General features: G+C 71.7%; 7 protein-coding genes. All 7 read left to right on the top strand.

Translation table 11 applies throughout. The annotated features are described in order from the left end of the window. Positions 1–106: 106 nt before the first annotated feature. The 7 genes from ASF27_RS12570 (at position 107) to ASF27_RS12600 (ending at position 12,096) form a co-directional block, all read left to right on the top strand. Positions 107–2,683 carry a TonB-dependent receptor gene (locus ASF27_RS12570; RefSeq protein ID WP_244481003.1) on the top strand — a complete coding sequence of 859 codons (2,577 nt, stop codon included), beginning with the start codon at positions 107–109 and terminating at the stop codon, positions 2,681–2,683. A gap of 126 nt (positions 2,684–2,809) precedes the next feature. Further along, a complete protein-coding gene (locus ASF27_RS12575; RefSeq protein WP_056360578.1) occupies positions 2,810–4,393 on the top strand; it encodes a PepSY-associated TM helix domain-containing protein in 1,584 nt (527 codons plus the stop codon). A 334-nt stretch (positions 4,394–4,727) separates the two neighbouring features. Next, complete coding sequence (locus ASF27_RS12580) at positions 4,728–6,527, top strand: IucA/IucC family protein (RefSeq protein WP_056360580.1); 1,800 nt, start codon at positions 4,728–4,730, stop codon at positions 6,525–6,527. Then, positions 6,511–9,513 (top strand): IucA/IucC family protein, encoded by a 3,003-nt coding sequence (locus ASF27_RS12585; RefSeq protein ID WP_056360583.1) that lies wholly within the window; start codon positions 6,511–6,513, stop codon positions 9,511–9,513. Before ASF27_RS12580 ends, ASF27_RS12585 begins: the two co-directional genes overlap by 17 nt. Beyond that, a complete protein-coding gene (locus ASF27_RS12590) occupies positions 9,510–10,871 on the top strand; it encodes a DUF6005 family protein (protein WP_056360586.1) in 1,362 nt (453 codons plus the stop codon). Before ASF27_RS12585 ends, ASF27_RS12590 begins: the two co-directional genes overlap by 4 nt. Further along, entirely contained in the window at positions 10,868–11,710 is an 843-nt protein-coding gene (locus tag ASF27_RS12595; RefSeq protein ID WP_056360590.1) for a sugar phosphate isomerase/epimerase, read from the top strand. Before ASF27_RS12590 ends, ASF27_RS12595 begins: the two co-directional genes overlap by 4 nt. 104 nt (positions 11,711–11,814) lie before the next feature. Beyond that, the gene (locus ASF27_RS12600; RefSeq protein ID WP_056176950.1) at positions 11,815–12,096 is read left to right on the top strand and encodes a DUF2218 domain-containing protein; all 282 of its coding nucleotides are present in this window, start codon (positions 11,815–11,817) and stop codon (positions 12,094–12,096) included. Positions 12,097–12,182 lie beyond the last annotated feature (86 nt).

Here is a 12,182-nt window from a genome sequence, read left to right on the forward strand (position 1 = left end):
AAGTTCGTTCCCGGACGTCAGGAGATCGCGGCTCCGTTGATCTCAATCGGTGGGGACAGGCTGCCGCGAGGCGCCCGTCTCCGTCTGAGCGAGGGACGGACAGAGAATGGCGACGCGCGGGCGTGGTGTTGCGGGTGAGCGGTTGGCCGGATCGGCCCTGGCCGGCGTGTCGATGCTGGTGATGGTGCCGGCGGCCGTCCAGGCCCAGGACGGGCGCCGGGCGCAGCCGGATCGGGCGCGGACGGCGAGCATCCTCGCACTGGCCTCCGAGGCTTCGGCCCCGCAGGCGGTGGAGCGGGTCGCCCTGACGATCCCGAAGGGACCCCTCGAAGCCGCCCTCGTCGCCTTCACCGAACAGGCCAAGGTGAAGCTCGTCTACGCCACGGACCTGACCGCACGGCTGACCACGGGCGGCCTCGAGGACGTGGTCGAGCCCCTCGACGGCCTCGGCCGCATCCTGAAGGGCACCGGCCTGACGTTCCGCGCGGCGGGTCCCTCCACCATCACCCTGGTCAATCCGCGCTACGTTCAGCTCGGCGGCGAGGCGGCGGGCTCCGTGGCCCTCGAGGAGCTGCACGTGGCGGGGCAGCCCCAGGCGCCCGGGGCGCCCAGAGGCCTGCCGCCCCGGTCCGGAACCGTCGGCCAGCCGCCCGTCCCCTATGCGGGCGGCCAGGTCGGCAGCGGAACGCGGGTCGGACTCCTCGGCAACCGCTCCGTCCAGAAGACGCCCTTCAACGTCACCGGATACACCGAGAAGCTGATCAACGATCAGCAGGCGCGCTCCGTCGCCGACGTCGTCCTGAACAACCCGTCCGTCCGCAGCGACGCGCCGCCCTACAGCGAGCGCGACTCGTACTTCATCCGCGGCTTCTCGGTGACCAACCTCGACACCGCCTTCGACGGGCTGTTCTACATCGCCAACCCGCGCCGCAGCTTCACCGAGGGTCTGGAGCGCGTCGAGGTCCTACTCGGTCCGACGGCGCTCCTCAGCGGCGGCACCGGCCGCGTCGGCGGCACGATCAACCTCGTGCCGAAGCGCGCGTACGACGAGCCGCTGACGCGGGTGACCACGAGCTACTTCAGCGACGCGCAGTTCGGGACGCATCTCGACCTCGGGCGCCGCTTCGGCACCTTCAAGGAATGGGGCGTGCGCTTCAACGGCGCCTACCGCAACGGCGACACGCCGCTGGACAAGAACGCCATCGAGGTCGGCGTCGCGGCCCTCGGCATCGACTACCGCAACGACCGGTTCCGCGCGTCGTTCGACTTCAATCACTCGACGCAGAACATCACCGCGCCGACCTCGCTGTTCAACGCGGTGGCGCCCGGCATCCCCGTGCCGCGGGCGCCGAACGCCCGCCGCAACACCGCGAACGCGTTCGAGTACAACGACAGCCGCTACAACATGGCCGCCGGCCGGGTCGAGTACGACGTGCTGCCCGAGACGACGATCTACGCGGCCGGCGGCCTCAGCCGCTACAACGAGGACTTCCTGACCTCGAACTATCGGGTCACGAGCCCGACCGGGCTGGCGACGAACTCCCTCGCGATCCAGCCCCTGGAACTGCAGGGCTTCACCGGCGAGGTGGGCGTCCGCACCAACTTCCAGACGGGCTTCATCAATCACCAATTCAGCGTCGCGGCCGTCGAGGCCGTCAACAAGAACTTCTCGCGCGGCTTCGTGCCCTTCGCCCTGCCGGCCTACCCGATCAACATCTACAACCCCGTCGACCTGCCGTTCGGCTCGGTTCCGACCATCGCCTTCCCCCGCTCCGACCGGCAGCCGATCTTCTCGGAGCTCTACGCCCGCAGCGTCGCCATCGCCGACACCCTGTCGCTCGGCGACGACCGCGTCCTGCTGACCCTGGGCGGACGGTTCCAGGAGATCGACCTGCGCAGCTACGTCACCCGTCCGGGCCCGACCCAGGGCACGCCGGCGACGGGGTACCGCGAGGGCCGGTTCAGCCCCGCCATCGCCCTGGTGGTCCGGCCGTTCGAGAACCTGTCGTTCTACGGAAACTACATCGAGTCCCTCGATGCCGGGCCGTCCGCCCCGGTGACGGCGATCAATTCCAACGCGGTCTTCGCCCCCGTGGTCAGCCGGCAGAAGGAGGTCGGCGCGAAGTATGATCTCGGCGCCGTCTCGGTCACGACCTCGCTGTTCGAGATCGAGCAGCCGAGCGCGTTCACCGATCCGGCCACGCGGCTGTTCTCCGTCAGCGGCCTGCAGCGCAACCGCGGCATCGAGTTCAACGTGTTCGGCGAACTCGTCCCGGGCGTGCGGCTGCTGGGCGGCCTGACCCTCATCGACGCCAAGCTCGTCAACACCGTGGGCCGCCAGTTCGACGGACGGGCCGTGCCCGGCGTGCCCGACACGGCGTTCAACCTCTACGGCGAGGTCGACCTGCCGCCGTGGCTGGCGCCCGGCCTGACCCTGACCGGACGGGCGATCTACACGAGCAGCATGTTCTACGATCAGGGCAACACCCAGTCGGTGCCGGACTGGACGCGGTTCGATGCCGGCCTGCGCTACGCCTTCGAGGGCGTGAACGGCAAGCCCGTGGTGATGCGGGCCACCGTCCAGAACCTGCTCAACGATTCGTACTGGGCCTCCGCCGCGCGCGGCTTCCTGGCCGTCGGCGCGCCCCGGACGTTCATCCTGTCCGCAACCGTCGATTTCTGATTTGACCCCGGTGCGCCAAGCCGCCGGATCCGGGACGCGGGCCACGGACGAGGCCCCCATCCTCGTCCCTGGTCCCGTACTCGACGTCGGTCCCGTCCTCGGGACCGCCATGCCGGAGCGCGCGCCATGAAGGGACGTTTCCGCCAGTCCATGGCGTGGCTGCACACCTGGTCCGGCCTCGTGGTCGGCTGGGTGCTGTTCGCCGTCTGCCTCACCGGGACCGCGAGCTATTACCGGGCCGACATCTCCCGCTGGATGCGGCCCGAACTCGGCCTCGCCGCGCCGATGTCGGGCCCGGACCTCGCCGCCGCCGCCGAGCGGGCGGTGACCTATCTCGCCACGCACGCCCCCAAGGCCCGGACCTGGTTCATCGGCATGCCGCAGCCGGAGAAACCGGTGCTCGACCTGTTCTGGCGTGCGGGCCCGGGCGAGCCGCCGGGCCATGTCCACCTCGACCCCGCGACCGGAGCCGAGGCGGCGGTCCGCGACACCGAGGGCGGCGACTTCCTCTATCGCTTCCACTTCGAACTGCACATGGCTCCGTTCTGGGGACGCTGGATCGTCGGCATCTGCGCGATGATCATGCTGGTGGCCCTGGTCTCCGGCATCGTCGTCCACCGGCGCATCTTCGCGGATGTCTTCACGTTCCGGCGGGACAAGGCACCGCGTCGCAGCTTCCTCGACGCCCACAACGTCGGCGGCGTCCTCGCGCTGCCGTTCCACCTGATGATCACCTATACGGGGGTCGTCACCCTGGCGACGTTCTACATGCCCTGGGGCGTGACGGCGGCGTATCGCTCAAACACCCAATCCTTCTTCGCCGAGGCCGCCTGGATCCCGACGCCGCGCCGGCCGGCGAACCGGCCCGCCGTGCCGGCCCCCGTGGGGCCCCTCGTCGCGCGCGCCGTCGCGATGGTGGCGGAGCCCCTGGAGCGCCTGACCCTGGTGAACCGGGGCGACGCCAACGCGACCGTGGTCGCCGTGTTCGCCGAGCCCCGCGGCATCGCCCGCGACCATCCGCAGGTCGCCTTCGACGGCGTGAGCGGCGCGCTGCTCGAGGTGCGGGGCGTCGACCTCAAGCCCGCCGCCAAGACCTTCACGACGCTGACCGGCCTGCACGAGGCGCATTTCGCCGCGCCCGCCCTGCGGCTGCTGTTCTTCCTGTGCGGACTCATGGCCTGCGCCACCGTCGCGACCGGGATCGTGCTGTGGTCCCTCGCGCGCCTGCCGCGACCGGGCGAGCGGCCCTTCGCCGGCCTGCGTCTGGTCCAGGCCCTCAACGTCGGGAGCGTCGCGGGCCTGCCGGCGGCGGTGGCGGTGTATTTCCTCGCCAACCGGCTCCTGCCCGCGGACCTCCCCGGCCGGGCCGAGTGGGAGATCCGCGCGTTCTTCGCGGCCTGGATCGTCGCCGCCCTGGTGCCCCTCGCGCGTCCCGGGCGCCGGGCGTGGTGCGAGGGGCTGGCGGCGGTGGCGGTCCTCTGCCTCGCCGTGGCGGCCGCCGACCTCCTCACCGTGCCGCAGCATCCCCTGAGGCGCTTCGGAGGCGATCCCCTGTTCGTCTGGTTCGACGGGACGATGATCCTCGCCTCGGCCCTGTTCGCCGTCGCGGCCCGCAAGGTCGCCCGCTACGCGGCGCCGGAGCGCCGGCATCGCACGGCCTCCGCGTCGCCCCCCGCCTTTCGAGCCCCCGTCCCGACGCACGGCCCCTGAACGGCGGCCTGGGCGGGTCGAGCGCCCAATACACACACAAGTGTAGACCAAGAACAATTCCAATTAAAAACCGATCCTTCGGTTTTTTTGGCAGACCTATTGACCGAGACACCGAATATACGCGACACGCTGCACATATCGAGAAGACCATGGAACCTAATATTCCGGTCTGTGATTATGAGAACGAACGTGAATAGCCCCTCTTGCGACGCAAGCGCGATCGAATCAGGGCATCGCGCCGACATCGACTGATCGAATACGAAGGATCTGGCATGCAGTGCCGGTCCTTTGCCGCACAGTCGGCATTCCAGGGCTCGAACGAGGTTCGGTCGTCATGCCACCATCGTCCCAGCACGTTGCCGAAGCGGCAGCCTTCCGCAGCTTCGCCAACGGCTACCTGCGCGAGATCGACCCCGGCATCCGGGTCCGTCACGCCCGCTCCGACGGGCCGCCCGCCGCGTGCGTGGAGTGGAACCTGGGCCGCCGGCGCATCGCGATCCGCGCCGAGATCCGGTCGCCGTCCCTGTGCGGCGCCCAGGGCTTCGGCATCCTCTGGACCCGCCACCTCCACGAGCCGCGCTGGCGCCGCGTCGCCCCGATGCAGGCGCTCCAGGATTTGCTCGCGGAAGCCTACGCCCGCGTCGATGCGGGCCGGGACGAGTCCGCCCGGGCGCACGAACTGGAACTCCTGGGACGCGTCCTCGACAGCTATCGCGAGACGGCGCGCCAGCTCGACCTCGCCCGGGGGCCCGCGGGCGAGAGCGCGACGACGGACACGAGCTTCATCGGGGCCGAACGCTCCCTCGTCTACGGCCACTGGCTGCATCCGACGCCCAAGAGCCGGCAGGGCCTCTCCACCTGGCAGGCGCGGGTCTATGCGCCCGAGGAGGCCGGCGGCTTCCAGCTCGCCGTGTTCGCCGTCGAGGCCGGACGGGTCCGCCACGATTCGGCCGCCCCCCGCTCCGCGCCGGAGATCGCCCTCGAACTCCTCGGCGCCGATGCCGGGCGGCTGCCCCTGCGCGCCGGGGAGATCGCCCTCCCCATGCATCCGCTCCAGGCCGACGCGCTGAAGCTGGACCCGGACATCGCCGCCCTCATGGAGGCGGGCCGGGTGCGGTGCCTCGGTGCGTTCGGCCCCCGCTACACCGCCACCTCGTCCGTACGGACGGTCTACGCCCCCGACAGCCCGTGGATGGCCAAGTTCTCGCTGCCCGTCACCCTCACCAACTCCCTGCGGGTGAACCGCTTCGCCGAGCTCGAGGCCGGCGTCGCCATGGCCCGGCTCCTGGCGCGCAACGGGTTCGGAACGCGCCATCCCACCTTCCGGATCGTGTCCGACCCGGCCTATCTCACCTTGCACTGCCCCGGCCGCGACGAGAGCGGGTTCGAGACGGTGCTGCGCGAGAATCCTTTTCGTGATGGGGCCGAGCGGGGCGTCGCGACCCTGGCGGCGCTCACGGCCGAGCCCCTGCCCGGCCGCCCCTCGCGCCTCGACGCCCTGCTGCGTCGCCTCGCCCCCGAGGGCGCCGACGAACGGGCGCGGACCGCGCGGGCCTGGTTCGGCCTCTACCTGGACTGCATGCTCGAGCCCGTCGTCGCCCTTTACGACCGCCACGGCATCGCCCTCGAGGCGCACCAGCAGAACGCCCTCCTCGACGTCGCCGCCGGCTGGCCGCGCCGGGGGTACTACCGCGACAACCAGGGCTTCTACCTGTCCGAGGACGCACGGCCCCGGCTCCTGCGCCAGGCACCGGAGACGGCCGCCATCGCCGCCCTCTACTTCCCGGACGACGAGATTCGCCGGCGTCTCGCCTACTATCTCGTGGTCAACCAGATCTTCGCGGTCATCGCCCGCATGGGGCATGACGGCACGATCCGCGAAAGCGTTCTCCTCGACGATCTCGCCCGCCGGCTGGAGGCGATGGCGCGCCGCATGACCGGCGCCGGACGGGCCTTCGCCCGCTCGGTGCTGGACGGGCCGACGCTCTGCACCAAGGCGAACCTGCGGGTCCGCCTGGCGGACCGCGACGAACTCGCCTCGGGCGACGGAACCGGCAACTACATCGACATGCCGAACCCCCTGCGGGCGCGGGCGGCGGCGTACTGCGAGGCGGGCCGTGCCCTTGCCTCCTGAGCCTCACCCGTCCCGCGAACCGCCGGAGGGGCGCGTCCTGCGCCAGCTCGCCGAGGCGGTGCTGTTCGAGGGCCTAGCGGATCGCAGCCCCCCGCGCCGCGACGCCCCCGGGCGGCTGGCGTGGCGCCTCGGCGCGCGCCGGTTCCGCGCCGACGGGGTCCTCGGCCCGTTCGGCCGTCCGCGCCTCGTCCCCGCGACCCTGGAAACGGCCGGGCCGGACGGCGCCTGGCGCGCCGCCGACCTGTCCTCCCTGGTGGACGCCCTCCCGGCCGCCCCGGAGCCTCGGATGCGCCTGCTGGCGGAACTCGGCCAGACCATCGAGCTCTGCCGCTGGAACGCCGAGACCCTTCGCGCTCCGGACCGCCGCACCCTGCCCTTCGCCGCCCTCGACGCGGCGCTCTGGGAAGGCCATCCGTACCATCCCTGTTTCAAGACGCGCACGGGCTTCACCCTCGACGACCACCGCCGCTACGGGCCGGAGGGCGCCGCGCCGTTCCGCCTCGAATGGCTGGGCGTCCGCCGGGACGCCGTCGCCCTCCGGTTCCCGGGCACGGAGGCCGACTTCCGGCGCGCCGAACTCGGCGTCGACCTGGACCGGCTGGAGCGCCGCCTGCACGCGGCCGGGCATTCCTTCGCCACCCACGCCGTCCTGCCCGTGCATCCCTGGCAGATGCGCCACCTCGAAGCCGGGGCCTTGCGGCCCTGGCTGGCGGAGGGCCGTGCCGTGGCGTTGGGGGCCGCCGGCGCGCGCTACGGCGCCAGCCAATCCCTGCGCACCCTGCACAACCTCGACGATCCGCACGCCGCCAGCGTGAAGCTCGCCCTCAGCGTCGTCAGCACGTCGAGCCTCCGGACCCTCGATCCGCATTTCGTGCTGACGGGGCCCGCCCTGTCGGACTGGCTGGCGGCGATCGTCGCCGGGGACCCGCTCCTGCGCGGCCCTTATCGGGTGGACGTCCTGCGCGAGTACGCGTCCGCCCTGGCGGACCGGGACGGCCCGCTGGCGGGACAGGTCGCCGCCCTGTGGCGCGAGAGTCCGCGGCTCGCGCCCGGCGAGGCGGCGGTGCCGTTCAACGCCCTGATGGCCTGCGAGCCGGACGGATCCACCTTCGTCGCCCCCTGGCTCCTGCGCCACGGCCTCCGGGCCTGGCTCGACCGCCTGGTGGAGGTCGCGGTCCTGCCCGTCTGGCACCTCCTGGTGGCGCACGGCATCGCCGTGGAGGCGCACGGCCAGAACATGATCCTCGTGCATCGCGACGGGTGGCCCGAACGGGTGATCCTGCGCGACTTCCATGAAAGCACCGAGTACGGCGTCGACTTCGTGGCCGACCCCGTCCGCGTGCCGGATTTCGGCGCCATCGATCCCGCCCATGCGGGTCCGGCGGACGACCGCTTCCACGCCATGCGCGCGGCCCCGGTCCTGGCCGAACTCGTCACCGACAGCCTGTTCGTCTTCAGCCTCTGCGAGGTCACCCACCTCCTGGGCCGGCGGCACGGGCTCGACGAGGCGGACTTCTGGCGCGGCCTCGGCCTTCGCCTGCGCCGCCACGCCGTCGCGCACGGCCTGGAAGCCCGCCTCGCCCGCCTGCAGGTCGACGCCCCCCGGCTGCGGGTCGAGGCCCTGCTGTCGCGAAAGCTCGGCCTCGACCCGGCACGGTGCTGCCGCCGCGTGCCCAACGCCCTGCTGTCTGCCCCTCAAGATTCCCCGGGAGAGGTCATGATCGAGATCGACGGACGCCGCATCGGCGCGGACGGGATGGAGGCCGCGATCCGGCGCGTCGAGGCGCGGGCCGGCCTGACCGGCGGCGACGGCGAGCGCGTCGCCGCGCGGTTCGGCGACACGCCCACGTGCCTCGCCTTCATCCTCGCCGCGCGCCGCCGTGGCGCGACCCTGCTGCCGATCCATCCGGCCCTGCCCGATGCGGGCGCGCGGCGGCTCGCCGAACGGGCCGGCTGCCACCGCCTGTTCCTCGACAATCTGGACGGCGAGGTTCTGGCGGGCGCCCCGCCCCCGGTTCCGGGGGAGGGCCAGCTCCTGCAGATGAGCTCCGGCACGACGGGCGAGCCCAAATGCATCGCCCGCGCCTGGAGCGCCGTGGAACGCGAGATCGAGAGCTACGTCGCGGCCTTCCCGGAGCCTGACGGGATGACGCCCGTCGTCGCCTGCCCGATCACCCATTCGTACGGGCTGATCTGCGGGCTGCTCGTCGGCCTGCGCCGCGGCCGGGTGCCGGTGATCCTCGACACCACCAACCCGAAATACCTCCTGCGGCGCCTGCGCGAGATCGAGAGGCCGCTGCTCTACACAGCGCCCGCCCTGCTGCACACGCTGAGCCGGCTCCTCCCGGAGGGCGAGCGCATCCACGCGGCCATGACCTCCGGCACCCTCCTGCCGGGGCCGTGGTTCGGCGCCATCCGTGCCCGGGTCGAGCACCTCTTCCAGCAATACGGCTGCTCGGAGACCGGCTGCATCGCGGTGAACCCCGACCTGCGCCGAGCCGACGTCATCGGCCGCCCCCTGCCCCATCACCGCGTCCGGGCGGGCGAGGACGCGGACCATCCGGCGGAGATCGTCGTCGAGGGCGAGGGCGGCGCCGTCCGCACGGCCGATCTCGGGTATCTGGGGCCCGACGGCATGCTGGTCTTCGTGTCCCGCCTCGACGACACCATCAACGTGTCGGGGTTGAACGTCTATCCGGGCGAGGTCGAGGACGTGGTGATGGCCATGCCGGGCGTCACCGACGCCGTGGCCTTCGCCCGACCCGACCCCTTCGCGGGCGAGCGGGTGACGCTGCTGTTCAGCGCCGAGGCGCCCGTGCCGCCCCGCGACCTCCAGGATTGGTGCCGGCGCTGGCTCGCTGGCCATCAAGTGCCGGGCCAGGCGGTGCAGGTGAGCGCGATCCCGCGCCAGGCCAATGGCAAGATCTCCCGCCGGGAGGTGGCCGAGCGCTACCGCAGCGGCGCCCTCGCGGAGGCCCGGGCATGACCCGCGACCATATCGTCGAAGCCATCGGCGCCATCCTGCGCGAGGAGATGGACCATCCCCACCTCGACCGCTTCGGGCCGCAGGCGCGGTTGAACGAAGACCTCTACCTCGATTCCGTCCAGCTGCTTCAGCTCATCCTGTCCCTCGAGATGCGCTGCGGGCTGTCCATCCCCGAGGCGGCGATGAACCGGCAGGACGTCTCGACGGTGGCCGATCTCGCCGCGCGCCTCGCCCCGGGCGCGCCGGCTGAGGCGCCCCCGGACCCCGCCGCGCCGCCGGAGGCGTCGGAGGGCGTCCACGGCGAGCTGCCCTACGACCTCAAGATCCACTGCTTCGTCAGCTGCGTCTGCGACGGGCTGAAGGCGCGCGGCATCGACCACCGGCCGTTCTACTTCCTGATCTGGGACGCCGAGTTCGCCATCACGGAGGATGTCCGGCTCGCCTACCACTCGGACGCCATGGACCACGAGTCGTTCCGCTACTGGTTCGAGCGGCTCTACGGCGTGCCGCTCTTCTCCTGGTACGACCATGCGGCCTCCAAGGACGCCAACGTCGCCACCCTCGTCGACCTCCTCGAACGGCGGGCGCCGGACGAATGCGTCATGGTGATGCTCGACATGTTCCACCTGCCGGAGCGGGAGAACAAGTTCAACCAGAACCCCTTCCCGCACTACCTCCTGCTGGCGCTCACCGAGGACCCCGCGCTGTGGCGGGTGCACGACCCCGACTTCCGCTGGGAGGGCGTCATCGCGCGCGAGACGCTCCTGAACGCCATCCGCCAGCCGAGCGTCGCGGGCGGCTACCGGTTCGATCCCGCCCGCGCGCATCCGCCGGCGGACGCGGACCTGGCGGCCTTCTTCGCGGCCTGCTTCCGCCCCGACGCCAACCCGTTGATCGACGCGGTGCGCGCCATCGTCTCGGCCCATGCCGAGGCGCGCGGCGGCCTCGCCCTCGCGGATGTCGGCGTGGCCCTGCGCGAACTCCCGGTCATCACCATCCGCAAATGGGCCTACGAGCACGGCTTCGCCTTCTTCTGGCGCGCCCTGCGCTGGCCGGATGCCGAATTCCAGCGCATCTGCGACGCGATCCAGGCGCTGGTGAACGGCCTGACGGCCCTGCACTACGACGTCCTGAAGCTCGCCCGGACCGAGGACGCGGCCCTCGTCCCCGGCGTGATGGCCTCGCTCGACGCCCTCGACACCGCGGAATTCGCGATCAAGCGGCAGCTCGCGGCGGCCTACGACGCATGGCGGGACACCCGCCCCCAGGACTGGGCCGCCCCCTCTCACGGAAGGCTCCCCTCGCGCGAAAGGTCCTCGCGCGAAAGGCTCCCCGTACGCGAAAGGCTTCCCGCATGAGGCTCTCCCTCTGCACCATCACCTTCCGCCACCACCTGCTCTCCATGGGCGAGATCGCCCGCTTCGCCCGGGGCAGCGGCTTCGACGGCATCGAGCTGTGGGGGGTCCATGCCCGCAACCTCGGCCCCGGGGACCATGCCGAATGGCTCGCCGCCTACGACCTGCGCGTGCCCATGCTGAGCGACTACCTGCCCCTCGACGCGAGCCCGGAGGTGTTGATCGCACGCATGTCCGACCTCTGCAGCCTGGCGCGGAACTGGGGGGCGCCGCGGCTGCGCACCTTCGCGGGGACGAAGGGCAGCGCCGCGACCTCGGCGGACGAGCGCTCGCAGATCGCGAGCCGCCTGCGGCTGGCGGCCGCCTATCTCGCCGACCACGGCCTGAAGCTGCTCGTCGAGACGCATCCCGGCACCCTGGCCGACACCACGGCGTCCCTCGTGCGCCTGCTCGAGGAGATCGATCACCCGGCCCTCAAGGTGAACTTCGACACGCTCCATGTCTGGGAAGGCGGCGACGACCCCTACCGCGCGCACGACACGCTCGCGGAGCACATCGACTACTATCACCTCAAGAATATCCGCGACCGGTCGGACCTCCCGGTCTTCGAGCCGGCCAACGTCTACGCCGCGGCCGGGCGGCGCGACGGGATGACCGGCCTGTTCGAGGGCGCGCTGGACTACGAACCTTTCCTGGAAACGCTGCCGGCGCATGCCGAGGCCTCCCTCGAATGGTTCGGCGGCGCCTGCTTCACGGTTCTGCCGGCCGACCTGTCGCGGGTCCGAGACGTCACCGCCGACCGCACCGACGAACCGGCGTTCCGCCTGCACGTCGCCGAGTGATCCAACCGCGCGTGATCCAGCCGCGCGTGATCCGGGGCATGGCCCCGTGCGACGCCACCCGCCCTTCCGGCGAGCCGACCTCCACCTCAGGAAAGCAACAGCCCATGCCCGAGAGCAGCGCCGTCGTCAGGACGCCCCATGCGAGCCGCTACCTGCAGCAACTCTGCAAGCACTGGTCCCACAAGTTCGAGACGGAGTTCGACGCCACCCGCGCCCGGATCGTCCTGCCCCTCGGCGAGACGCGGCTCAGTGCCGATGCCGAGACCCTGACGATCGTGCTCGCGGCCGAGGACGCTGCCAGGCTCCCCGATTTTCGCGACGTCGTCGTGCGTCACGTCGAGCGCTTCGCGTTCCGGGAAACGCTGCGCTTCGAATGGTCGTCGTGAGGTCGAAGGCCCGGCGCCGATCCGGGGTGGGCGTTCCCCGGGCAGGACGTGTCGCGAGACGGGATGGATGAGGATGACGGGCGGGA

The sequence above is a fragment of the Methylobacterium sp. Leaf102 genome, from assembly GCF_001422425.1.
GTDB lineage: Bacteria > Pseudomonadota > Alphaproteobacteria > Rhizobiales > Beijerinckiaceae > Methylobacterium.

Excerpts from the sequence above, each read along its gene's own strand:
- ASF27_RS12590 (WP_056360586.1), top strand. The coding sequence starts at position 9,510 with ATGACCCGCGACCATATCGTCGAAGCCATCGGCGCCATCCTGCGCGAG.
- ASF27_RS12595 (WP_056360590.1), top strand. The coding sequence starts at position 10,868 with ATGAGGCTCTCCCTCTGCACCATCACCTTCCGCCACCACCTGCTCTCC.
- ASF27_RS12575 (WP_056360578.1), top strand. The coding sequence starts at position 2,810 with ATGAAGGGACGTTTCCGCCAGTCCATGGCGTGGCTGCACACCTGGTCC.
- ASF27_RS12570 (WP_244481003.1), top strand. The coding sequence starts at position 107 with ATGGCGACGCGCGGGCGTGGTGTTGCGGGTGAGCGGTTGGCCGGATCG.
- ASF27_RS12580 (WP_056360580.1), top strand. The coding sequence starts at position 4,728 with ATGCCACCATCGTCCCAGCACGTTGCCGAAGCGGCAGCCTTCCGCAGC.
- ASF27_RS12600 (WP_056176950.1), top strand. The coding sequence starts at position 11,815 with ATGCCCGAGAGCAGCGCCGTCGTCAGGACGCCCCATGCGAGCCGCTAC.